Source organism: Aquabacterium commune (assembly GCF_004362855.1).
GTDB lineage: Bacteria > Pseudomonadota > Gammaproteobacteria > Burkholderiales > Burkholderiaceae_C > Aquabacterium > Aquabacterium commune.
Map to the genome: position 1 here is coordinate 75,816 of NZ_SNXW01000008.1, position 21,909 is coordinate 97,724.

Sequence of the window (21,909 nt, forward strand, 5' to 3'; positions counted from 1 at the left end):
CTTCCAACCTTGGTGCGACCTCCCATGAGCCAGATCCACGACTTCACCGCCACCAGCATCACCGGCCAGCCCGTGCCGTTGGCCCAGTACCGCGGCAAGGTGCTGCTCATCGTCAACACCGCCAGCAAGTGCGGCTTCACGCCCCAGTTCGAGGGCCTGGAAAAGCTCTGGCAAACCCATGGCGAAGACGGCCTGGTGGTGCTGGGCTTCCCCTGCAACCAGTTCGGTGGCCAAGACCCTGGCAGCGACGGTGAGATCGCTTCGTTCTGCCAGATGAACTACGGCGTGAGCTTCCCGATGATGTCCAAGGTGGACGTCAATGGCGCGAACGCCGATCCGCTCTACCAGTGGCTGGTCAAGGAGGCGCCCGGCATCCTGGGCACCAAGGCCATCAAATGGAACTTCACCAAGTTCCTCATCGGCCGCGATGGCCGCGTGCTGGGCCGCTACGCCCCGACCGACACGCCCAAGGGCCTGAGCGAGGACATCGCCCGGGCGCTGGCCAGTGGCTGAGCCCAGCCGGGAAGCCGCTTCGCGCCAGGCATTGCTGGCCGTCTCGGCGCAGGACGCTGACGCGGCCCTGGCCCGCCTGGACACCACGGCGCAAGGCCTGGGCACCGCAGCCGCGGCCCAGCGCCTGCAGCGCCTGGGGCCCAACGCCGTGGGCGCCCGCGCCGACGCCGGCATGCTGCGCCAGTTGGTGCGGCGCCTGGTCAATCCGCTCAATGTCCTGCTGCTGACGCTGTCGGGCGTGTCGGTGCTGTCGGGCAATGTGGAGTCGGCCATCATCATCTTTTTGATGGTGGTGCTCAGCCTGACGCTGGGCCTGGTGCAGGAGCGCCGCTCGGGCCGGGCCGCCGCCGCCTTGCGCGCCATGGTCCACACCACGGCCTCGGTGCTGCGGCCGGGCCAGGAGGCGCAGGAGTGCCCCATCGCGCAACTCGTGCCCGGCGACGTGCTGCACCTGTCGGCCGGTGACCTGGTGCCTGCCGATGTGCGCGTGCTCAGCGCGCGCGACTTCTTCGTCAACGAGGCGGCGCTGACCGGCGAGTCGGTGCCTGCCGAAAAACACCCCCAGCCCGAGACCCCCGAGGCCATCGCGGCGAACGACGCCCTGGCCCTGCGCAACATCTGCTTCATGGGCACGAACGTGGCCAGCGGTTCGGCCACGGCGGTGGTGGTGCACACCGGCGCGCGCGCGGTGTTCGGTGGCATCGCCCAGGCGCTCACGGGCGAGCGGGTGCAGACCAGTTTCGAGCAGGGCATCAACCGATTCACCTGGCTGATGCTGCGCTTCATGGCGGTGATGGTGCCGCTGGTCTTCCTCATCAACGGCTTGAGCAAGGGCGACTGGCTGGAAGCCTTGTTGTTCGCCACCGCCGTGGCCGTGGGCCTGACGCCCGAGATGCTGCCCATGCTGGTGACGGTGAACCTGGCCAAGGGCGCGCTGACCATGTCGCGCAAGAAGGTCATCGTCAAGCGCCTGGACGCCATCCAGAACATCGGGGCCATGGACGTGTTGTGCACCGACAAGACCGGCACGCTGACGCAAGACCACATCATCCTGGAGAAGTACGTGGACCTGCGCGGCGAGCCCAGCGACCGCGTGCTCGACTTCGCCTACCTCAACAGCCACTACCAGTCGGGCCTGAAAAACCTGCTCGATGTGGCCGTGCTGAAGTACGCCGAGGTGCACGACAAGCTGCACGCGCAAGGGCTGTACCAGAAGGTCGATGAGATCCCCTTCGACTTCCAGCGCCGGCGCATGTCGGTGGTGCTGGCGCGGGGCGAGGAGCACCTGCTGATCTGCAAGGGCGCGGTCGAAGAGGTGTTCGCGGCCTGCCGCTGGGCGGAGGTTGGCGGTGAGCGCATCCCGCTCGACGCCTCGCACCTGGCCGAGGTGCAGGCTGCCAGCCGCGCGCTCAACGAGGATGGCTTCCGCGTCATCGCCATCGCCTACAAGGCCTTGCCGGCCCTGACCGAAGCTGACCAGGCCCAGGCCCACGCGCTGACCGTGGCCGATGAGAGCGACCTTGTCTTGCTGGGCCACATCGCCTTCCTCGACCCGCCCAAGGAGTCGGCGAAACCCGCCCTGGCGGCGCTGGCGGCGCACGGCGTGGCGGTGAAGATCCTCACCGGCGACAACGAGGTGGTGACGCGCAAGGTCTGCCGCGATGTCGGCCTGGACGCCAGCCACGTGATGCTGGGCCACGAGGTCGAGGCCCTGAGCGACGTGGCCCTGCGCCAGGTGGTCGAAGGCACACAGGTGTTCGCCAAGCTCTCGCCGGGGCAGAAGGCCCGCGTCATCGAGGCGCTGCGCGCGCAAGGCCACGTGGTCGGCTACATGGGCGACGGCATCAACGACGGGCCGGCGCTGAAGGCGGCGGACGTGGGCATCTCGGTGGACACGGCGGTGGACATCGCCAAGGAGTCGGCCGACATCATCCTGCTGGAAAAGAGCCTGCTGGTGCTCGACGAGGGCGTGATCGAAGGCCGCAAGGTGTTCGCCAATTTGCTGAAGTACATCCGCATGGGCGCGAGCTCGAACTTCGGCAACATGTTCAGCGTGCTGGGCGCCAGCGCCTGGTTGCCCTTCCTGCCCATGGCGCCCATCCAGGTGCTGAGCAACAACCTGCTCTACGACATCTCGCAGACGGCCATCTCGACCGACACGGTGGACGACGAAGAGTTGCTCAAGCCGCGCAAATGGGAGATCAACCACATCGCCGGTTTCATGATGATGGTCGGGCCGATCAGCTCCATCTTCGACTACGCCACCTACGCGCTGATGTACTGGGGCTTCGGCGCGCAGACGCCGGCCCAGGCGGCGCTGTTCCACACGGGCTGGTTCGTGGAGTCGCTGCTGTCGCAGACCCTGATCATCCACATCATCCGCACCGGCAAGGTCCCCTTCCTGGAGAGCCGCGCCAGCGGGCCGCTGCTGTTCACGACGGTGAGCATCTGCGCCGTGGGCGTGTGGCTGCCCTACTCGCCGCTGGCCGGCTTCCTGGGCCTGGTGGCGCTGCCCTGGCATTACTGGCCCTGGGTCGTGGGCTTCCTGATGTGCTACCTGACGTTGACCCACGCGGTGATGGGCCGGGTGCGCCGGCGTTTCAGCCTGTGACCCGGCAGGGGGCTGGTGACGATGATCAGGCCGTGGCCAGCCGGTCCAGGCGCGCCAGCAACTCGGTGGGCGCTTCGACCACGGTGCGCACCGCACCGGCGTAGATGCGGCCCTCGTTGCCGTCCAGCGTGAGGACATCGCCTTCGCGCAGCGTGAGCTCGCCGAAGGTGGCGGTGCGTTGGGCCTCGTCGATGTGCAGCGTGGCGCACCCCACCAGGCAGACCTTGCCCATCTGGCGGGCCACGACGGCGGCGTGCGAGGTGCGGGCGCCGCGGGCGGTCAGCAGGCCTTGCGCGGCTTCGAGCGCGGCGATGTCGCTGGTCTCGGCATCGCGGCGCAGCAGGATGACGGCAGCGCCAGCGGCCTGGCGCGCGCGGGCACGGGCTTCGTCGAAGGCGATTTCGCCGCATGCCACGCCGCTGCTGGCCGTGGCGGCCGAGCCGATGGCGGGCAGGGGCTGGGCGGTCTGGCCACCTGCACGGGCGGCATCGGCCACCACCACGGTGCGCGACAGCATGGCCGGGGTGAGACCGGCGGTGCGCTGGCGGGCCACCTCGGCGGTGATGAGGCCTTCGTCGAAGAGGTCGAGCGCGATGCGTGCGGCGGCCTGCGGCGTGCGCTTGCCGTTGCGGGTCTGCAGCATGTAGAGCTCACCGTCCTGCACGGTGAATTCGAAGTCCTGCATGTCGCCCAGGTGCTGCTCCAGCTGATGGGCAGCATCCCGCAGGGCCGCCCAGGCGGTGGGCAGCACGCTGGCCAGTGCATCGTGGCCGTGGGCGCTGCGCCGGCCCGAGACCACGTCTTCGCCCTGCGCGTTGAAGAGGAAGTCCACCCAGAGGTGGGGCTCGCCGGTGGCCGGGTCGCGCGTGAAGCCCACGCCCGCGCCCGAGTGCCCGCCCGCGTTGCCGAACACCATGGTCTGCACCGTCACGGCCGTGCCCAGGGTGTCGGGCAGGTGGTTGACGCGCCGGTACGCGACGGCCTTGGGCGCTTGCCAGGATGCCAGCACGGCGGTGATGGCTTCGGACAGCTGCGCGACCGGGTCTTGCGGGAAGGGGCGGCCGGCTTCGCGGGCGTAGGTGGCCAGGTGCTGCTGCGTGAGCGTGCGCAGCTCAGCGAAGTCCAGGGTGCGTTCGTCGCGGCCGGCGGTGAGTGCGGCCACTTGGGTTTCGAAGCGCTCACCGGGGATGCCGGCCACGACCTCGCCGTAGCTGGCCACCAGGCGGCGGTAGGCGTCCCAGGCCAGGCGCGGGTTGCCGCTGTGGCGCACCAGGCCGGGCAGGGTGGCGTCGCACAGGCCGATGTTGAGCAGCGTCTCCATCATGCCGGGCATGGAGATGGGCGCGCCCGAGCGCACCGACAGCAGCAGCGGGCGGCGGTGGTCGCCCAGGGCCTGGCCGCAACGGGCCTCCAGCGCCTGCAGGCCCTCGGCCCAGGTGGCGGGGCGGCCGGCGCGCGCGCGGCTGTCGGCGTCGGGGCAGAAGGCCGTGCCCAGCACGAAGGCGGGCGGCACCCGCAGGCCGATGTGGGCCATGCGCATGAGGTTCCAGGCCTTGAAGCCCATGGTGTCTGCGCTGGGAGGGGCTGGGATGTTGGCAGGGGTCGCGGCGTCGGGCTCTCCGCAGCCGATCAGGTACACCGCGCTGTCGTGGTCCGTGCTCATGTCGCGGCTCCGGCCTTGTTGAACACCACTTCGCGCAGCGCGTAGCTGGCCGACAGCAGGCGGTCGGAGGCCAACTCCAGCGTCATCGCCAGGTCGTTGGCCAGCATCAGCGAGGGCGCGTCTTCCACCGTGTGCAGGATGGCGCGGCGCGCCTGGCGCAGCAGGTCGTCGCACTGGCGCTCGGCGCGCAGCACGGCCCAGGTGGCGGCAAGGAAGGCGTCGCTGTCGTCGGTGGCCCCGGAGGTGCCGGGCTCGCCCTGCTCACCCAGGTGGCGGGCGATGGCGAGTGCGCGGATGTGGTCCTGCGTGGCCTGCAGCACCGTCTGGGCCAGCTTGGACAGGGCCTGGCGGACCTCGGCCGTCCAGCCCTTCTGGTGGTGGTCGGCGATGAGGCTGAGCATGAAAGCGGCTTCTTCCAGCGCGTCGGCGACGTCGTCGGAAATCGCCAGCAGGCGCGCCACGGGCTGCCAGCGCGGCAGGCGGGTGGCCTCGTCGCGGGCCTGCATGACGATGTGGTCGGCGCGGCGCTCCCAGGCCTTGGCGCGGGCGGCCACGTCGGCGGCGACCTCGCGCAGCCCGTCGTGGCCGTGGTCGAGGGCGTCGCTGACGGCCTGGGCCAGGGTCTGGCAATAGGCGGCGTGCTCGTCGAGCAGGTCGAACTCGGTGGTGCGGCGTTGCACCTGGCGGGCCAGCAGCATGCGGGTTTCGTCGGCCACCAGGGCGATGGGCTGGCCGTTCATCAGGGCCTGGGTGGCCAGGCGCATGACGTCGAGCAGGAAGGTGCGCGCCTGCGTCTCGCCCAGCACCTCGTCGAGGCGGTCGCCGATGCGGAAGGTGCCGCTGCCCACGGCCTGCATGGCGCCGAAGATCAGGCGCTCGCCACCGGCTTTCAGCCAGGCCATGTGGCCGACCTCGTTGTCGGCGGCGGCCGTCAGCACGGCCATGGCGCCTTCCTTGTCCACGAAGTTGACCAGGCGCTTGCGGGCGCGGTTCCAGTCGATCAGGAAGACGATGGCCGCGCCGATGCCTTCGAGCGTGCGCGCCAGGCGGATGCGGTCCTCGCAGGCGAAGCGGGCGTTGCCCACGGTGTAGGCCTGGCCCTCGTTGAGGTCGGGCGCCACGCGCGAGGACATGTCCGACCAGCTCGCACCCAGCGGGTTGAGCAGGGACTGGAAGAAGGCGAAGCGGGTGCGGTGCAGGTCGGAGTAGGTGAGGGTGATGGCCAGGCCCTGCACGTTGATGACGAGCACATGGGCGTCGTTGGTGCCGATGTCGTTTTGCAGCAGCAGGCGGTCGCCGTCGCGCGTGGCAGCGGTGTCCAGGCCGGGGTGGTCGAACTTCAGCGGCGCCGTGCGGTGGAGGCCGCGCATGAAGGCCTCGACCAGAGGACGGTCGTCGTCGGCCAGCTGCCACACATGGGCCCCGGCGATGACCTCGCTGGCCAGGTCGGCGGCCAGGCGGTTGATGGCCTTGTGCAGGTCCATGATGAGCAGGTGCAGGCTGTCGTCGGGGGTGTCGTCGAGGTCATCGACATCGGCGGCGTGCGTGTGTGCGTGGCTGTGGGCATGGCCATGCGCCGGGCGCTTGCCGTGCGTCAGGCTGCGCAGCTGGTGGCGGTCAAGCTGTTCGCCGTGCAGGGCGTCGAGCCAGGCCTGCCACTGGTGCACGCGCAGGTGGGGCTCGGCGTCGGTGGTGCTGGACTCCAGCACGGGCCGGGCCATGATGGCCAGGTCGTCGTTGAGCGCGGCCACCAGGCGGTCGAGTTCGGGGATGAGCAGGACGTCGCCGTCGCCCTTGCCCTCTCCATCGCCGTCGCCATTGCCGCCCACCCGGCTGGCACCCGCGGGCAGTTCGTGCAACCAGGTGGCCGAACCCAGGCCGAGGGCGGTCAGCTCGCGGCTCAAGTCCAGGGCTTCGCGCTCGGGGTGCTCGGCGTGGGCCACGGCGGCCTGCAGCACGCTGAGGTAGAGCTTGAGCCGGTCGTTGGCGGCCAGGGCCGCGTTGACCCACACGGGCATCATCAACCCCCGCTGGCCCAGCATGGCCACTGCCTGACTTTTCTGCATCGCTTGCTTCCCTGGTGTTTGGTGTCGGACGAGCTTTCAGTCTGGTGCGGCCGTGTGACGATCACATGGCAGGCCTGAGGCAGCCGTGAGGCGGTTTTGCGATAAGTCAGTCAAGCCCGCGCCTTGCAAGCCCCTGGTCTTGCTGCGCCCATGCCATGCCGGTGATACTCGGCAGCTCTTTCCCCACTTTCCGAGGATGCCCGCATGAAGCTGATGGACTACGGCGTCAAGCCGATCGACTTCCAGAACCCCGACATGGCCACCGCCTCGGCCGTGCCTGCGGGCGTGAGCCGCCGCACCTTCTTCGTCACCACCCTGGCCACCGGTTTTGCCGTGGCCGCGCAGCCGGTGCTGGCGCAGGCCATCACGACCGACAGCAAGGGCCTGACGGCCGGCGAAGTGCAGATCCCGGTGGCCGACGGCAAGATCCCGGCCTACCGCGCCGTGCCGTCCAAGCCGGGCAAGTACCCGGTGATCCTGGTGGTGCAGGAAATCTTCGGCGTGCACGAGCACATCAAGGACATGTGCCGCCGCTACGCCAAGATGGGCTACTACGCCATCGCCCCCGAGATGTTCGCGCGCCAGGGCGATGTCTCCAAAATGACCGACATCGCGGCCATCCTGGGCCAGGTGGTCATCAAGGTGCCCGACGCCCAGGTGTGTGCCGACCTGGACGCCGCCGTCGCTTTCGCCAAGGCCAGTGGCCGCGCCGACACCAAGCGCGTGGGCCTGGTGGGGTATTGCTGGGGCGGCCGCACCGCCTGGATCTACGCCCGCCACAACCCGCAGCTCAAGGCCGCGGTGGCCTACTACGGCCTGCTCAACGGCATGAAGTCGGACATCAAGCCCGCCGACCCGGTGGATTTCGGCGCCGAGATCAAGGTGCCCGTGCTGGGCCTGTACTCGGGCATCGACGCTTTCATCCCGATGACCGTGGTGGACCAGATGCGCGCCGCCATCGCGAAGTCGGGCAGCGGCTCGGAAATCGTCGTGTTCCCCAACGTGGGCCATGGCTTCAATGCCGATTACCGTCCCACGTACGACAAGGGTGCGGCGACTTACGCGCAGAAGCTGGCGTCCGACTGGTTCAAGGACCACGGCGTTTGAGCACCCAGCTGCGCTTCCTCGACCACCCCACCCGCCACCTGTTCTTCACAGGCAAGGGTGGGGTGGGCAAGACCTCGCTGTCCACCGCCACCGCGTTGCGCCTGGCGGATGCGGGGCTGCGGGTGCTGCTGGTCAGCACCGACGCGGCCTCCAACCTCGACGAGATGCTGGGCATCGCCTTGCGCAACGCGCCCGTGCCAGTGCCTGGCGCGCCAGGCCTGTCGGTGCTCAACATCGACCCCGACGTGGCGGCCGAGACCTACCGCCAGCGCGTCATCGCCCAGATGGCCGCCAGCAGCGAGGCCGAGCGTGCCACGGTGCGCGAGCAGCTCTCGGGCGCCTGCACGACCGAGATCGCCGCCTTCGACGAGTTCTCCAGCCTCCTGGCGGGCGGTGCGGCGGCCTATGACCACGTCGTGTTCGACACGGCGCCCACCGGCCACACGCTGCGCCTGCTGAGCTTGCCCCAGGCCTGGAGCGGCTTCCTCAAAGACAACGACCGCGGCGCCTCCTGCCTGGGCCCGCACTCCGGCTTGAAGATGCAGGAAGCGCGCTTCAACGCGGCGCTGGCGGCCTTGAGCGACCCGGCGCTGACCACCCTCGTGCTGGTGGCGCGGGCCGACCGCAGTGCGCTGGCCGAGGCGGGCCGCACCTCCGAAGAACTGCGCGCCATGGGCCTGAACCAGCAGCAGCTGGTGGTCAATGGCGTGTTCCGTGCCACCGACCCGCACGACGGCGTGGCCCGCGCCATCGAGGCCCTGGGCCAGCAGGCGCTGGACGCCATGCCCGATGCCCTGCGCGCCTTGCCCTGCAGCACCGTGCCGCTGCGGGCCTTTGACACCGTGGGCCTGCCGGCCCTGCGCGCCTTGCTGGGCGACGCGCCGCTGCCGGTCCCGCCTTCCGCTGTGTCAGCCGCGTCGGCCGCAGCCTCCCCGCCCCTGGCCGCCGCCCCCATCGACCAACTGGTGGACGAGCTGGCCGCCGCAGGCCGGGGCCTCGTCATGGTGATGGGCAAGGGCGGTGTGGGCAAGACCACCATCGCCGCGGCCCTGGCCTTGGGGCTGGTGCGGCGCGGCCATGCCGTGCACCTCAGCACCACCGACCCGGCGGCCCACCTGGCCATGACGCTCGACGGCGAGGTGCCGGGCCTGCAGCTCGGGCGCATCGACCCGAAGCTGGAAACGCAGCGCTACATCGACAAGGTCATGGCGGCGCGCTCGCCCGGGCTGGACGCGGCCGAGCGTGCCTTGCTGCTGGAAGACCTGCAATCGCCCTGCACCGAAGAAGTCGCCGTGTTCCACGCCTTCTCGCGCACCGTGGCCGAAGCGCGCAGCGCCTTCGTGGTGCTGGACACCGCGCCCACCGGGCACTCCCTGCTGCTGATGGACGCCACCGGGGCCTACCACCGCCAGATGACCCGCGAGTTCGAGGGCCAGGCCGCGGTGCACGTGGTCACGCCGCTCATGCGCCTGCAGGACGCGGCCTACACCCGCATCGTCCTGGTCACGCTGCCCGAGGTGACGCCGGTGTCGCAGGCCGCGGCGCTGCAGGACGACCTGCGCCGCGCCCACATCGAGCCTTACGCCTGGGTGGTCAACAAGTCCATCCTGGCGTCTGGCACGCGCGACCCCTTGCTGCAAGCCCGCCTGGATGGCGAGCGGCGGCAGATGGCCAGGCTGGCCGGTGGCCTGGCGCAGCGCACCTTCGCCGTGCCCTGGTTGGCGCAGGCGCCGGTGGGCCTGGCGGGGTTGGATGGCTTGCTGGCCACCAAGCGCAGGCCGTGAGGCGGATGGGCGTTGCGGCAGGCGTGGACGCGCGTTCGACGCGGTGACCCCGAGCCGAGCCCCATGCGGTGGGCTGCGCAGCGCACCGGTCCGCCTGCGCCGCCCGATGTCAGTCGCCGTCGGCGTGCAAACGCGGCAGCAGCTCCCGTTGGCCACTCACGGTGATGTCCACCGCGCGGCTGGCCGTGCGGCGCAGCCAGCCCATGGCCGTGAAGTGCTGGTACAACTCGTCGGCGAGTTGGCCCGCGAGGTGGTCCCTGCGCTCGGACCAGTCCAGGCAGCGGTAGGCAAAGCGGCGCCGACCGTTCGGCACACTCGGTGGCATCCCCCACCCCTGGAGCCACGCCTGGCCCGAGGGGGTCAGCGCAAAGCCGCTGGGTGTCGGTCTGAGGCGTTCTCCGCGCTGGAGTGCGTCAAACACCGAAACCCCCAACTGCCCCGCCAGGTGCCCGTAGCAGCACCGCGCCAGGCGCAAGCGAACCCGTTCCGGGTGCGCCCACGCGCGGTCGTGTCCATCGCGTTCGGCGACCAGGGCCAAGGCCTCCAGGGCATGCGCCACATCGGCGTCGGCCAGTCGGTAGTACCTGTGGCGCCCCCGGGGCTCACAGACCACGAACCGTGCATCCAGCAGCTTGCCCAGGTGCCCGCTGGCCGTGGCCGGCGTCACAGAAGCCGCCTTCGCCAGTTCGCTGGCGCTGGCGTACTCACCGGACAGCAGGTAGGCCAGCATGCGAGACCGGGCCGGATCGGCCACGATGGCTGCCACACGGGCCAGTCGAGGTTCATGGGGCGTGTTCATGGGGGCAGGTTAGCGCGCTTCGCGCGTTCCGGGGACGTCCTCCAGCCACATGCGCTCCTCGCGAAGGATGAAGCGCTGGGACTGGGCCAGCGCAAAATTGCTGCGCCCCTCGGCATCGTGCTGGAGCGTCGTTCGGTAGCGCTCATAGGCCGCCAGATTGTCGAAGCCGATGAGCCCCCATGCCACATCGTTGCTGCCTTCGTGCGGCAGGAAGTAGCCCAGGAGGTTGCCGCCGCAGCGCGGGATGATGCGGCCCCATGCCTCGGCGTAGCGCTGGAAAGCCTCGCGCTGAAACGGGTCGATCTGATAGCGGATGAAGCAGGTGACAGCCATGGTGTGCGCTCGCAGTGGGTTGAACTCGGACACGACTGTGCGGCAGATGCCTTGCTGGATGCTTCGGCCCATGCCGAAGGATGGCGGTCTGCGTTGGCCCGGCAGGCGATGGGTTAGCATCGGCCGCTCTCACCATGGCATTGGCGCCCCCCGCCCCCGGATGAAAACACCTCCCAGACTGCAGTCCCTTGTCGAAGAAGGCTTGATCGACACCGTCGTGCGCCAACTGATGAGCGGCAAAGAGGCCATGGTGTACGTGGTGAGGCGTGGCGACGAAACGCTGTGCGCCAAGATCTACAAAGAGGCGACCAACCGCAGCTTCCGCCAGGCGGTGGACTACACCGAGAACCGCAAGACCAAAAACACCCGCCAGGCCCGCGCCATGGCCAAAGGCACCCGCTTTGGTCGGCAGGCGCAGGAAGCGGCATGGCAAAGCGCCGAAGTCGATGCCCTGTACCGACTGGCCGCAGCCGGTGTGCGCGTGCCCCAGCCCCACAACTTCCTCGATGGCGTCTTGCTGATGGAGCTGGTGGCCAACGCCGAAGGCGACGCCGCGCCACGGCTCAACGACGTGGCCTTCACGGCCGAAGAAGCGCGCGCCCACCACGCCACCCTGCTGACCGAGGTGGTGCGCATGCTGTGTGCCGGGGTGGTGCACGGCGACCTGTCTGAGTTCAACATCCTGCTGGCGCAAGACGGCCCCGTCATCATCGACCTGCCGCAGGCCGTGGACGCGGCCGGCAACAACCACGCCAAGCGCATGTTGCTGCGCGACGTGGGCAACCTGCGCGACTTCTTCGGCGCCTTCGCTCCCGACCTGCTGAGCACCGACCACGGGCCCGAGATCTGGGCGCTGTACGAACAAGGCGCGCTGACGCCCGACACCGCGCTGACCGGCCAGTTCAAGCACGCAGAAGGGCCGGTGGACCTGGGGGCGGTGATCCGCGAAATCGGCGATGCCCAGGACGAAGAGATGATGCGGCGCCTGCGCATGCAGCAGTGAGTGGAGCGTCCACGCCCATGGCCCACCACGCTGCCAGCGCCCCGCGCCTGATCCGGTTCAACAAGCCCTACGGCGTTCTCAGCCAGTTCACGGCGCAAGGGGCTTGGCGCGGCCTGAAGGACTTCATCGACCTGCCCGATGTGTACGTGGCCGGACGGCTGGACGCCGACAGCGAGGGCCTGTTGCTGCTCACGAACGACGGCAAGCTGCAGGCGCGCATTGCCGACCCGCGCTTCAAGATGGACAAGACCTACTGGGTGCAAGTCGAAGGCGTGCCGGACGAAAACGCCCTGGCCGCGCTGCGACAGGGCGTCATGCTCAAAGACGGCATGACACGGCCCGCGCGCGTGAGGCCAATGGCATCACCGCCCGACCTCTGGGACCGCGACCCGCCCGTTCGCGTGCGCAAAGCCATTCCCACCGCCTGGATCGAACTGGTGATCCAGGAAGGGCGCAACCGACAGGTGCGGCGCATGACGGCAGCCGTGGGCTTTCCGACTTTGCGTTTGATCCGCGCGGCCATCGGGCCCCATGGCCTGGATGGCTTGGCGCCCGGCATGTGGCTGGACGCAGGGGTGTGACGGCTGCCCGGCCGGGTGCCGCAGGATCATTTGTAGCTGGCGCGCCGGTCAGCGAAGCGCCTGACACGCCGACGCCAGCAGCGGTAGCTGCCCGGTGAGAGCTGCGAGCGCATCAGCGCCTTGACCTGGTCGGGCCGCAGGCCATGCACGGCGCGGATCTCGGCGAAACCCACGTGGTCGCTCAGGGCCATCTGGATGATCTCGCCGATCAGGGCGGCGTCCTCGGTCGCCTCCGGGATTGCGCCGGGCGCCACGCGGTCGGCCCTCGGCTTCATGCGGTGCGCTCCGCCCGGCGGGCCAGGGCCTGCAAGCGTGGGCGCACGCGCAGGAAGCCGCGGTACGCCCACTCCAGCGCGGGCAGGACACCGGGCCACCTGGCCAGGCGCGCCAGCCAGCGCCACCCGGGCAGGCGCGCCCACATGGCGACAAAGGCCGCAGCGCCGTCCAGCCGCGAACCATCGGGGCGCTGCACATGGAAGCGCGCCAGCAGCGCGGCCCGCTCGGCGGCGGGCACCGTGCTTTGGGCGGCACTGACATCGACGAAGCACAAGGCACTGTCAGTGCGCTGCGCGGCCAGCCCCTGCACGTGCGCGATCTCGCGCCGGCACAGCGGGCATCCCCCGTCGTACAGGACCGTCAGCACCTCGGGCTTGGCAGCGTCGTTCACATGGCCTCCTTGAGCGAGCCCAAGTTTAGGGCGGTGCCCGCCGAAGGGGCGGCGTCACTCTGAGGTCTGTGGGGGGGGCCGTCGGGGTGGCGGCTCAAGGCTGGGGGCGGTCGTCCGAATGCCGCCCGTACATGTCTGCGCCGACGGCAAGCGGACTCCCATGCTTCTCAAGCATGCCCTCTGGCCCTTCAAAGTGGCCAATCCAAGAGGCCTGCCAGGAGGCTGTCAAGCTTGCACGCAGGCGGCCCAGTAAGATGCGGTTTCTATGCCCGATACCAGCCCGCACACCTCCCCAGAAGCCGCACCTGTCGAAACCCGTGAGGCCATCCATGAAGCCCGCTTGTGGGTCGACCACGGCTGGACAGCCCGCGTGATCAAGAACGAAGATGACGACGGCTGGGCGGTCGAGATGCTGCTGGACGGCCAGGCCGAGCCTGCCCTGGTCGGCCCCTGGACCATGGGTCGCGACAAGAAAAACCCCAAGCCGCTGGACAACCATGCCTTCAACACCCTGGTCAAGACGGCCGCCGAGGTGGTGCGTCGCCATGAGCAACAGCTGCACGCGAGCCTGCACAAGGAGGTGCTGGTCAATGCCGCTGCCGCCCGCTGGCGAGTGACCCTTGACATCGTGCCCGACGAGTTCGAGCCCCATGCCCTGCTGTCGGCCTGCGACGAGGGCGGCGAGCAGGTCGCGCAGGTGCGCGCAAGGCCCGACTTCAAGCTCAACCACAGCAATGCCCTGGCCTGGATTGAAAGCGGTTTCGCCAAACCCCGCTGAGCCAGTTGCCCCAAGCCCGACAGCCTCCTGGTTGGAGCTGCGAGGCCGCAGCCCCTGCAAGAAGCGCTTGAGCAGAATGGGTTCATTGGCAGCCAATCTGTGTTTCGCCTCTGCAGCGGAAGCGGCCATTCGGCGCGGTGCCATGGCAGTCTGCTTTCGCTGCCAAGCAGCCACTCAACCCCGCACTCAGCCCGAGCGCCTCATGGCACAAGCGCCCGAGCGCACAAACACCCCAGCGCTCAAGCCAAAGCCAACCCCGCCGCATGGTGCGCCAAGTGCTCGCCCACGAAGCTCTGGATGAAGTAATACCCGTGGTCGTAGCCGGCATGCCGGCGCAGCGTCAGCGGCTGGCCCAGGGCCGCGCACGCCGCCTCGAAGGCCTCGGGGTGCAACTGGTTCGGCAAGAACTTGTCCGCCAGCCCCTGGTCGATCAGGATGCCCTGCGGGTACGGCGGCATCGGGTGCTGCGACATCAGCTCGGTGGCATCGTGCTCGCCCCAGGTGTGCCGCGACACGCCCAGGTAGCCGCTGAAGGCCTTCTCGCCCCACGGGCAGTTCACGGGGTTGGCGATCGGCGCAAACGCCGACACCGTCCGGTACTGCCCCGGGTGGCGCAGCGCCAAGGTCAGCGCGCCGTGCCCGCCCATCGAATGGCCGAAGATGCCCGCGCGCGATGTGTCCACCGGCAGGTGCTGGCCGACGAGTGCGTGCAGCTCCTGCGTGATGTAGCTCTCCATGCGCCAGTGCGCCGACCAGGGCGCTTCGGTGGCGTCGAGGTAGAAGCCTGCGGCCACGCCGAAGTCCCAGTGGTCGCTTTGCTTGGGGAAGTCGGTGCCGCGCGGGCTGGTGTCCGGCGTCACGATGGCCAGGCCCAGGCGCGCCGCGTGCTGCTGCGCCCCGGCCTTGATGGCAAACGTTTCCTCGTTGCAGGTCAGCCCGGCCAGGTAGAACAGCACAGGCACCTTGGCGCCTGGCATGCCATCTGCAGCCAGCGCTTGCGGCGGCAGGTACACCCCGAACTGCATCGGCAAGCCGATGGCCGCCGAGGCATGGCGGTAGAAACGCTGAACACCGCCGAAGCAGGCGTGCTCGCTCAACAACTCCAGCGTGCTCATGCGACGTCCCCGTTCAGAAGACGACGACGGAGCGGATCGATTCGCCGCGCTTCATCAAATCGAAGCCCTCGTTGATCTGCTCCAGCTTGAGCTTGTGCGTGATCAGGCTGTCGATCTCGATCTTGCCGTCCATGTACCAGTCCACGATCTTGGGCACGTCGGTGCGACCACGCGCGCCGCCGAAGGCCGAGCCCTCCCACTTGCGGCCCGTCACCAACTGGAAGGGGCGCGTGCTGATTTCCGCACCCGCCTCGGCCACGCCGATGATGATGCTGCGGCCCCAGCCCTTGTGCGTGCACTCCAGCGCCTGGCGCATGACCTTGGTGTTGCCGATGCACTCGAAGCTGTAGTCGGCGCCGCCGTCGGTCAGCTGCACGATGGCGTCCACGATGTTGCCGCCGGCGGCTTCGATGTCCTTCGGGTTGAGGAAGTGCGTCATGCCGAACTGGCGGGCCATGGCCTCGCGCTCGGGGTTCAAATCGACACCGATGATCTTGTCCGCGCCCACCATCTTGGCGCCCTGGATCACGTTCAGGCCGATGCCGCCCAGGCCGAAGACGACCACGTTGGCGCCGGCCTCCACCTTGGCCGTGAACAGCACGGCGCCCACGCCCGTGGTCACGCCGCAGCCGATGTAGCAGATGGTCTCGAAGGGGGCGTCGGGGCGCACCTTGGCCAGCGCGATCTCGGGCACCACGATGTGGTTGGCGAAGGTGGAGGTGCCCATGTAGTGCAGCAGCGGCTCACCGTTGAGCGAAAAACGCGAGGTGCCATCCGGCATCAGGCCCTTGCCTTGCGTGCTGCGGATTTTCTGGCACAGGTTGGTTTTGCGGCTCAGGCAGAACTTGCACTCGCGGCATTCCGGCGTGTAGAGCGGGATGACGTGGTCGCCACGGCGCAAACTCGTCACGCCCGGGCCGACATCGACCACCACCCCGGCGCCTTCGTGGCCCAGGATGGCGGGAAAGAGGCCTTCCGGGTCGGCGCCTGACAGCGTGTAGTAATCGGTGTGGCAGATGCCGGTGGCCTTGACCTCGACCAGCACTTCGCCGGCGCGGGGGCCTGCCAGGTCCACGGTTTCGATGGTGAGCGGGGCGCCTGCTTTCCAGGCCACGGCTGCGCGGGTTTGCATGGGGGAACTCCTTGTTGGATCAGCGTTGGCCGACACCATACCCAGATTCGATGTCGCGCGCAAAGCTGGGGGGCATGCCCGTCTTGCGGGCGAGCAGATAATCGTTGCTCTGCGTTCACTCCGAGCCCACTGCCATGTTCCAGCACGTTGACGCCTACCCCGGCGACCCCATCCTCACGCTCAACGAGGATTTCCAGAAAGACCCGCGCGCGGACAAGATCAACCTGTCCATTGGCATCTACTTCGACGACGCCGGCCGCCTGCCCGTGATGGCCGCCGTGCGCGAGGCCGAGTCGGCGCTGTTGTCGAACATCGGCCCCAAGCCCTACTTGCCGATGGTGGGCCATGCCGGTTACCGCCAGGCCGTGCAGGCACTGCTGTTCGGCGCGCAGCACGAGGCCGTGCAGGCCGGGCGCATCGCCACCGTCCAGACCCTGGGCGGCTCGGGCGCGCTGAAGGTGGGCGCCGATTTCATCAAGCGTTACTTCCCCGCCTCGCAGGTGTGGGTGAGTGACCCGACCTGGGACAACCACCGCGCCATCTTCGAAGGGGCGGGCTTGCAGGTCAACACCTACCCGTACTACGACGCGGCCACCAAGGGCCTGAAGTTCGACGCCATGCTGGCCGCCATCGCGGCGCTGCCGGCACAGAGCATCGTGCTGCTGCACGCCTGCTGCCACAACCCCACGGGCGTGGACCTGAGCGCCGCGCAGTGGACGCAGCTGGTCGAGGTCGTCAAGGCGCGCCAGCTGCTGCCCTTCCTCGACATCGCCTACCAGGGCTTTGGCGACGGCATCGACGAAGACGCCTTCGCACTGCGCGCCCTGGCCGATGCGGGCGTGAGCTTCTTCGTGGCCAACTCGTTCTCCAAAAGCTTCTCGCTGTACGGCGAGCGTGTGGGCGGCCTCAGCGTGGTCTGCCCCGACCGGCGCCAAGCCGAGCTGGTGCTGGGCCAGATGATGTCCACGGTGCGCCGCAACTACTCCAGCCCGCCCACGCACGGCGCGCTGCTGGTGTCGCGCGTGCTGCAGTCACCTGAGCTGCGCCAGCGCTGGGCCGACGAACTCACGGCCATGCGCCAACGCATCCAGCTGATGCGGCAGCGGCTCTACGACGGCGTGGTCGCGCGCATCGCCGACCGCTCGCCGGCCAAGGACGTGCGCTACTTCATCGACCAGCGTGGCATGTTCAGCTACACCGGCGTGAGCCCCGAGCAGGCCGATGCCCTGCGCGAGCAGCATGGCGTGTACGTGCTCCGCTCAGGCCGCATGTGCGCTGCGGGCCTCAATGCCGACAACGTGGACCGCGTGGCCGCGGCGTTTGCGGCGGTGCTGTGAGGCATCTCGACAAGCACGGTGACCCAAGCACGGTGACCTAAGCACGGCTGCCCAAGCGCTTCGCCCCACCGCTGGCGACCACGACGGTGGGGGTGACGCTTGACAACGATGCGGGGTGAGCCGCGCGCGGGGGTTCAGCCCACGCGGAAGCGGCCCACCACGGTGGCCAGGGCCTGAGCCTGGTCCTTGAGGCTGCTTGCTGCGGCAGCCGATTGCTCCACCAGGGCCGCGTTCTGCTGCGTCATCTGGTCGAGTTCGGTGACGGCGTGGTGGATGGTGCCCACGCCCTGGTTCTGTTCTTGCGTGGCGTGCGCGATCTGCTGGATCAGGCCGGCCACCCGGTCCACCGAGCCCACGATGGCCGCCATGTTCTGACCGGCGTCGTGCACCAGGGCGGCGCCCGATTCGACGTGCTCGGTCGAGGCCTGGATGAGGCTCTTGATTTCCTTGGCGGCGTTGGCCGAGCGTTGCGCCAGGGTGCGCACCTCGCCCGCCACCACCGCAAAGCCGCGGCCTTGTTCGCCGGCACGCGCGGCTTCGACGGCGGCGTTCAGGGCCAGGATGTTGGTCTGGAAAGCGATGCCATCGATCACGGTGATGATGTCGGTGATCTTGCGGGCGCTGGCGTGGATGGCCTCCATGGTGTGCACCACCTGGGACACCACCTCGCCGCCGCGGCGGGCCTGGCTGGCGGCTTCGGCGGCCATGTCTTGCGCCGATGAGGACGAGGCGGCGTTGTGCTGCACCGTGCTGCTGAACTCTTCCATGGACGAGGCGGTGTGCTGCAGGCGGGCCGCGGCTTGCTCGGTGCGGTGGTTGAGGTCCTGGTTGCCGGTGGCGATCTGCTGGCTGGCTTCGGCCACGTGGCCCACGCTGTCGCGCACCTGGCCCAGGGTGTCGCCCAACTGGCGGCTCATGTCGCGCATGGCCCGCAGCAGCCGGGCGATTTCGTCGCCGCCATCGGCCAGCGGGTGCGGTGCCTGGCCCTGAGCGATGTCGCCTTGGGCGATGGCTTCTGCGCGGGCCACGGCCTCGTTGACGCCATGGCTGAGCTGGCGCGCGGTCAGCTCCACCAGGCCCCACAGCAGCAGGGCGGCCACGAGCACGGCGGCCACGCTGCCCACCATCTGCTGGCGGAAGGCGACCTGCAGGTCGTCGATGTACAGGCCCGAGCCCAGCACCCAGCCCCAGGGCGCGAAGGCCTTGACGTAGGAGACCTTGTCCACCGGCGCCTCGTGGCCGGGCTTGGGCCACTGGTAGGTGACGAAGCCTTCGCCGCGGGTGCGGGCCATGTCGGTGAAGGCGCGGAACAGGTAGGTGCCGTTCGGGTCCTTCATGTCGCTGAGGTTCTTGCCGTTGAGCTGCGGCTTGATGGGGTGGTGGACCATCACGCCCGCCATGTCATTGACCCAGAAGTACTCGTTGTGGCCGTAGCGCAGGCGGTCCAGGGCGGACAGGGCCTGCTGGCGCGCGGCATCGGCACTGAGCTTGCCGCTGGTTTGTTGCTCGTGCGCCCATTTCAGCAAGGCGTGCGCGACTTCGACGGTCTGGCGCACGGCGGTGCGGCGGTCTTCGAGCTTTTGACCGTAGGCGGCCCACAGCAGGCCGACGGCCACGCCGAGCACACCGAGGGCGGACAGGCCGGCCAGCAGGCGCAGGCGGGTGGCCACGTTGAATTGTCTGAACCAGAACAGCATGGGAGGAGGCACCAATCGACAGGATGGACGTTGCCTCGTGCCCGCAAGGGCTCACCGGTTCGCCCGGCGGGATGGGTGGCGTGTCGATTCCATCGTGGCCGGACACGCCGCTCCCGAGGCGGCTGCCGGGGCGGCGCCGTGTGGCGTGTCCCGGTGCATGCATTCTGTTCAGGCGCCCCGATGCCCATCAGGCGAAATGGGCTGTGCGGCCGGCGCATCTCCCTGATGCCTGTCGGGGAATGTGCCGACCCGTGTGCCGAGCTGTGTGCCGACCTGCCCGGGCTCAGTCCTCGCCCATCAGGCGCTGCGGCGTGATCTCCAGCGATTCGCTGCCGTCGTTGACCCACACGGTGCCGTCCTGCACGGTGATTTGCAGTTGCATCGTGCGCTGCGCCAGCTTGGCCAGGGCCTGGCTTTGCTCGTGCGGGATCTGCCAGATGTGCAGGTTGTTGGCGCGCGTGAGCTTGGTGGCGATGCCGCTCCACCACACCGGCGTGCTGCTCTGGAAGGCGAAGAGCGAGACGCGGCGGGCGCGGCCCGAGGCCTTCATCAGGCGTTTGTCGTCGGGCTGGCCGACTTCCACCCAGTGCATGATTTCGTCGGAGAAGTTCTTGTGCCACAGCGCGGGCTCGTCGGGCTCCCACATGTCCTTGGCGAACTCGAGCGTGCCTTGCGAGGTGTCGGCGGGCCAGCCCAGGGCCAGGGCCAGCACGCGGACCATCATGCGCTCGTCGTTCTCGGACGGGTGGCGCGCGATGGTCACGGCGATGTCGGCATAGACGTTGCGGTCCATGTCGGCCAGCTGCAGCTGGGCTTTGTGGATGGTGGCTTTGATGGCCATGGTGGGTCTGGGGTGCTCGGCGGGAAACCCGACATCATCCTCCAAAACCGTGTCGGCCCCCGCTCAGCCCCCGAACACGCGATTGAGCCAGTCGCTCATCACGGCCAGCACCTGGGCCTGCTCGGCCTCGTTGAAGATCTCGTGGGAGAGCTGCGGCCAGGGGTGGCTGGTGACGAGCTGGGCCGGTGCCGCGGCGGCGAAATCGGCCGAGCCTTGCGGCAGCACGCAGCGGTCTTCGCCGCCCCACATGATCAGGGTGGGCGTGAGCCAGCCGGGGGCGCGCTGGCGCACCGTTTCGCCGGCTTGCAGCAGCCAGGTGCTGAGGCGGCCGCTGACGCGGTCGTGCACCAGCGGGTCGGCCAGGTAGGCCGCGACGGTGGCGGGGTTGTGGCAGATCCACTCGGGCTTGAGGCCGTTGGAGACCGCGATGTCGGGCGTGAGCTTGCCCACGGTGGCCAGCAAGGCTTTTTGCACCGCGCTCATGGGGATGGCCAGGGCCGGCGAGGACAGCACCAGTGCCGTCACCGGGCGCGACCAGGGCGCGCTGGCGGCATCTTCCAACGGGCGGGCCAGGGCGGCCACGAAGCGCGCGGCGATGGCGCCGCCCAGGCTGTGGCCGACCAGCAGCAGCGGGCGGTCGGGGTAGGCCGCGCGGGTGGCGTCGATGACGGCGGCGAGGTCGTGCAGGAAGTCGTCGTTGTCGTGCAGCACGCCACGCTTGCCGGGCGAGCGGCCGTGGCCGCGGTGGTCGCAGCCCACGACGGCCCAGCCTTGCTGGTTGAGGCTGGCGGCCACGTGTTCGTAGCGGCCGCTGTGTTCGCCCAGGCCGTGGACGAGGACGGCAACGCAGGGCGCGGGGCGCGCGCCGGCCAGGGGCCAGTGGCGCAGGAACAGGTCCAGGCCGTCGCGCGTGCGGACGGTCTCGGGGAAGTCAACCAGCATGATGTGTACTCCTTTCATGTGGATGCGGGCGCCAGCCCAGGCCCTGCGTGGTCGCAGCGCCGGGGGCGTCGGGTCGGGGGGCAGCGCGCGGGCGGTATTCGCAGCCGATCCAGCCGGACCAGCCCAGGCGCTGCAGTTCGGCGAAGAGCCAGGGGTGGTGCAGCTCGCCCCGGTCGGGCTCGTTGCGGTCGGGCACGCCTGCGATCTGCAGGTGGCCGATCTGGCCGGTGGGCAGCCAGCGTCGCAGGCGCGTGGTGACGTCGCCTTCCACGATCTGGCAATGGTAGAGGTCCATCTGCACGCGCAGATGCGCCGAGCCGATGCGCTGGACGATGCCGTGGGCCTCGTCCTGGCGCGTCAGCAGGTAGCCGGGCATGTCGCGCGGGTTGATGGGCTCCATGGTCAGGGTGATGCCGTGGGCCTGGGCTTGCCCGGCCGCCCAGGCCATGCGCTGCTCGAAGCGCTCCCAGGCGGCCTGGTGCGCGGCACTGCCTGCGGGCGCGGTGCACAGGCCGGCCATCACGTGGACGAGGGGACGGCCACGGCTGTCGCCGAGAGCGCAGGCGCGGTCCAGGGCCGACAGGACGCTGTGGCGGAAATCCGACTCGCGGCCGTCCAGGCTGGCCAGGCCGCGTTCGCCCGCGGCCCAGTGGCCGGGCTCGGCGTTGAAGAGCACCAGGCTCAGGCCCGTGTCGCGCAGGCGGGCCTGGACCTCGGCCAGCGGGTGCTCGTGCGGGAACAGGCACTCCACGCCGGCGAAGCCGTCCCGGGAGGCCGCGGCAAAGCGGTCCAGGAAGGGCAGGTCGGTGTAGAGCCAGGACAGGTTGGCCGCGAAGCGCAAGGCGGGTGAAGCGGATGAGGCGGCTTGAGGGGGCGAGGCGTTCACGGTGTCGGCGTCGGGGCAACGGCCGTCAGCCTAGCACCCAAATCAGAGGGTTTG

Annotated in this window: 20 protein-coding genes; 8 read left to right on the top strand and 12 right to left on the bottom strand. The window is 69.4% G+C overall.

Features of this window, described 5'->3' with window-relative positions; all coding sequences use genetic code 11:
• Positions 1-24 precede the first annotated feature (24 nt).
• Both EV672_RS13825 and mgtA read left to right on the top strand, forming a co-directional pair.
• Positions 25-513, top strand: coding sequence for a glutathione peroxidase (locus tag EV672_RS13825; RefSeq protein ID WP_133610210.1), 489 nt, complete (start codon positions 25-27; stop codon positions 511-513).
• Entirely contained in the window at positions 506-3,124 is a 2,619-nt protein-coding gene (gene mgtA, locus EV672_RS13830) for a magnesium-translocating P-type ATPase (RefSeq protein WP_133610212.1), read from the top strand. The genes EV672_RS13825 and mgtA overlap by 8 nt, the downstream gene beginning before the upstream one ends.
• A gap of 25 nt (positions 3,125-3,149) precedes the next feature.
• Here mgtA and EV672_RS13835 read toward each other — a convergent pair whose 3' ends face one another.
• Together EV672_RS13835 and EV672_RS13840 are read right to left on the bottom strand one after the other, a co-directional pair.
• Positions 3,150-4,787: a PEP/pyruvate-binding domain-containing protein gene (locus EV672_RS13835; protein ID WP_133610214.1), complete on the bottom strand. Its 1,638-nt coding sequence runs from the start codon at positions 4,785-4,787 to the stop codon at positions 3,150-3,152.
• A complete protein-coding gene (locus EV672_RS13840) occupies positions 4,784-6,853 on the bottom strand; it encodes a phosphate transport regulator (protein WP_133610216.1) in 2,070 nt (689 codons plus the stop codon). Before EV672_RS13840 ends, EV672_RS13835 begins: the two co-directional genes overlap by 4 nt.
• Before the next feature lie 204 nt (positions 6,854-7,057).
• Here EV672_RS13840 and EV672_RS13845 point away from each other — a divergent pair, with 204 nt between their 5' ends.
• Positions 7,058-7,960 carry a dienelactone hydrolase family protein gene (locus EV672_RS13845; protein WP_133610218.1) on the top strand — a complete coding sequence of 301 codons (903 nt, stop codon included), beginning with the start codon at positions 7,058-7,060 and terminating at the stop codon, positions 7,958-7,960.
• On the top strand, positions 7,957-9,744 hold the full coding sequence (gene arsA, locus EV672_RS13850) for an arsenical pump-driving ATPase (RefSeq protein ID WP_133610220.1): 1,788 nt from the start codon (positions 7,957-7,959) through the stop codon (positions 9,742-9,744). The genes EV672_RS13845 and arsA overlap by 4 nt, the downstream gene beginning before the upstream one ends.
• Before the next feature lie 109 nt (positions 9,745-9,853).
• On the opposite strand, the gene EV672_RS13855 is transcribed toward arsA, so the two are convergent.
• A complete protein-coding gene (locus EV672_RS13855; protein WP_133610221.1) occupies positions 9,854-10,543 on the bottom strand; it encodes an ArsR/SmtB family transcription factor in 690 nt (229 codons plus the stop codon).
• 9 nt (positions 10,544-10,552) lie between these two features.
• The gene (locus EV672_RS13860; RefSeq protein ID WP_133610439.1) at positions 10,553-10,876 is read right to left on the bottom strand and encodes an NIPSNAP family protein; all 324 of its coding nucleotides are present in this window, start codon (positions 10,874-10,876) and stop codon (positions 10,553-10,555) included.
• A 160-nt stretch (positions 10,877-11,036) separates the two neighbouring features.
• On the opposite strand from EV672_RS13860, the gene EV672_RS13865 reads away from it, so the two are divergent.
• Both EV672_RS13865 and EV672_RS13870 read left to right on the top strand, forming a co-directional pair.
• Positions 11,037-11,879 carry a PA4780 family RIO1-like protein kinase gene (locus EV672_RS13865; protein WP_133610223.1) on the top strand — a complete coding sequence of 281 codons (843 nt, stop codon included), beginning with the start codon at positions 11,037-11,039 and terminating at the stop codon, positions 11,877-11,879.
• A 17-nt stretch (positions 11,880-11,896) separates the two neighbouring features.
• Positions 11,897-12,460, top strand: a complete 564-nt coding sequence (locus EV672_RS13870) for a pseudouridine synthase (RefSeq protein ID WP_133610225.1) — start codon at positions 11,897-11,899, stop codon at positions 12,458-12,460.
• A 26-nt stretch (positions 12,461-12,486) separates the two neighbouring features.
• Here EV672_RS13870 and EV672_RS13875 read toward each other — a convergent pair whose 3' ends face one another.
• Together EV672_RS13875 and EV672_RS13880 are read right to left on the bottom strand one after the other, a co-directional pair.
• Positions 12,487-12,735 (bottom strand): DUF2805 domain-containing protein, encoded by a 249-nt coding sequence (locus EV672_RS13875; RefSeq protein ID WP_133610227.1) that lies wholly within the window; start codon positions 12,733-12,735, stop codon positions 12,487-12,489.
• The gene (locus EV672_RS13880; RefSeq protein WP_133610229.1) at positions 12,732-13,127 is read right to left on the bottom strand and encodes a thiol-disulfide oxidoreductase DCC family protein; all 396 of its coding nucleotides are present in this window, start codon (positions 13,125-13,127) and stop codon (positions 12,732-12,734) included. The genes EV672_RS13875 and EV672_RS13880 overlap by 4 nt, the downstream gene beginning before the upstream one ends.
• 265 nt (positions 13,128-13,392) lie before the next feature.
• Between EV672_RS13880 and EV672_RS13885 the strand changes: the two genes are divergently transcribed.
• The gene (locus EV672_RS13885; protein ID WP_133610231.1) at positions 13,393-13,905 is read left to right on the top strand and encodes a hypothetical protein; all 513 of its coding nucleotides are present in this window, start codon (positions 13,393-13,395) and stop codon (positions 13,903-13,905) included.
• 239 nt (positions 13,906-14,144) lie between these two features.
• Here the strand turns inward: EV672_RS13885 and fghA are convergent, their stop codons facing one another.
• Together fghA and EV672_RS13895 are read right to left on the bottom strand one after the other, a co-directional pair.
• Positions 14,145-15,020 carry an S-formylglutathione hydrolase gene (fghA, locus tag EV672_RS13890; protein WP_133610233.1) on the bottom strand — a complete coding sequence of 292 codons (876 nt, stop codon included), beginning with the start codon at positions 15,018-15,020 and terminating at the stop codon, positions 14,145-14,147.
• Positions 15,021-15,033: 13 nt separating this feature from the next.
• Entirely contained in the window at positions 15,034-16,152 is a 1,119-nt protein-coding gene (locus tag EV672_RS13895; RefSeq protein WP_133610235.1) for an S-(hydroxymethyl)glutathione dehydrogenase/class III alcohol dehydrogenase, read from the bottom strand.
• 134 nt (positions 16,153-16,286) lie between these two features.
• Between EV672_RS13895 and EV672_RS13900 the strand changes: the two genes are divergently transcribed.
• The gene (locus EV672_RS13900) at positions 16,287-17,489 is read left to right on the top strand and encodes an amino acid aminotransferase (RefSeq protein WP_133610237.1); all 1,203 of its coding nucleotides are present in this window, start codon (positions 16,287-16,289) and stop codon (positions 17,487-17,489) included.
• Between the two features lie 134 nt (positions 17,490-17,623).
• Here EV672_RS13900 and EV672_RS13905 read toward each other — a convergent pair whose 3' ends face one another.
• From EV672_RS13905 to EV672_RS13920, 4 genes are all read right to left on the bottom strand, one after another.
• The gene (locus EV672_RS13905) at positions 17,624-19,186 is read right to left on the bottom strand and encodes a methyl-accepting chemotaxis protein (RefSeq protein WP_133610239.1); all 1,563 of its coding nucleotides are present in this window, start codon (positions 19,184-19,186) and stop codon (positions 17,624-17,626) included.
• Positions 19,187-19,469: 283 nt separating this feature from the next.
• Positions 19,470-20,027 carry a YaeQ family protein gene (locus EV672_RS13910; RefSeq protein ID WP_133610241.1) on the bottom strand — a complete coding sequence of 186 codons (558 nt, stop codon included), beginning with the start codon at positions 20,025-20,027 and terminating at the stop codon, positions 19,470-19,472.
• 63 nt (positions 20,028-20,090) lie between these two features.
• Positions 20,091-20,969: an alpha/beta hydrolase gene (locus EV672_RS13915; protein ID WP_133610243.1), complete on the bottom strand. Its 879-nt coding sequence runs from the start codon at positions 20,967-20,969 to the stop codon at positions 20,091-20,093.
• Positions 20,959-21,855, bottom strand: a complete 897-nt coding sequence (locus EV672_RS13920; RefSeq protein WP_243738697.1) for a hydroxypyruvate isomerase family protein — start codon at positions 21,853-21,855, stop codon at positions 20,959-20,961. The genes EV672_RS13915 and EV672_RS13920 overlap by 11 nt, the downstream gene beginning before the upstream one ends.
• Between the last annotated feature and the right edge of the window lie 54 nt (positions 21,856-21,909).

What these genes read in the sequence shown, in the direction of transcription:
- EV672_RS13825 (WP_133610210.1), top strand. Translation starts at nt 25, where the DNA reads ATGAGCCAGATCCACGACTTCACCGCCACCAGCATCACCGGCCAGCCC.
- EV672_RS13835 (WP_133610214.1), bottom strand. Translation starts at nt 4,787, where the DNA reads ATGAGCACGGACCACGACAGCGCGGTGTACCTGATCGGCTGCGGAGAG.
- EV672_RS13840 (WP_133610216.1), bottom strand. Translation starts at nt 6,853, where the DNA reads ATGCAGAAAAGTCAGGCAGTGGCCATGCTGGGCCAGCGGGGGTTGATG.
- EV672_RS13845 (WP_133610218.1), top strand. Translation starts at nt 7,058, where the DNA reads ATGAAGCTGATGGACTACGGCGTCAAGCCGATCGACTTCCAGAACCCC.
- EV672_RS13855 (WP_133610221.1), bottom strand. Translation starts at nt 10,543, where the DNA reads ATGAACACGCCCCATGAACCTCGACTGGCCCGTGTGGCAGCCATCGTG.
- EV672_RS13860 (WP_133610439.1), bottom strand. Translation starts at nt 10,876, where the DNA reads ATGGCTGTCACCTGCTTCATCCGCTATCAGATCGACCCGTTTCAGCGC.
- EV672_RS13865 (WP_133610223.1), top strand. Translation starts at nt 11,037, where the DNA reads ATGAAAACACCTCCCAGACTGCAGTCCCTTGTCGAAGAAGGCTTGATC.
- EV672_RS13870 (WP_133610225.1), top strand. Translation starts at nt 11,897, where the DNA reads ATGGCCCACCACGCTGCCAGCGCCCCGCGCCTGATCCGGTTCAACAAG.
- EV672_RS13875 (WP_133610227.1), bottom strand. Translation starts at nt 12,735, where the DNA reads ATGAAGCCGAGGGCCGACCGCGTGGCGCCCGGCGCAATCCCGGAGGCG.
- EV672_RS13885 (WP_133610231.1), top strand. Translation starts at nt 13,393, where the DNA reads ATGCCCGATACCAGCCCGCACACCTCCCCAGAAGCCGCACCTGTCGAA.
- fghA (WP_133610233.1), bottom strand. Translation starts at nt 15,020, where the DNA reads ATGAGCACGCTGGAGTTGTTGAGCGAGCACGCCTGCTTCGGCGGTGTT.
- EV672_RS13895 (WP_133610235.1), bottom strand. Translation starts at nt 16,152, where the DNA reads ATGCAAACCCGCGCAGCCGTGGCCTGGAAAGCAGGCGCCCCGCTCACC.
- EV672_RS13900 (WP_133610237.1), top strand. Translation starts at nt 16,287, where the DNA reads ATGTTCCAGCACGTTGACGCCTACCCCGGCGACCCCATCCTCACGCTC.
- EV672_RS13905 (WP_133610239.1), bottom strand. Translation starts at nt 19,186, where the DNA reads ATGCTGTTCTGGTTCAGACAATTCAACGTGGCCACCCGCCTGCGCCTG.
- EV672_RS13910 (WP_133610241.1), bottom strand. Translation starts at nt 20,027, where the DNA reads ATGGCCATCAAAGCCACCATCCACAAAGCCCAGCTGCAGCTGGCCGAC.
- EV672_RS13915 (WP_133610243.1), bottom strand. Translation starts at nt 20,969, where the DNA reads ATGCTGGTTGACTTCCCCGAGACCGTCCGCACGCGCGACGGCCTGGAC.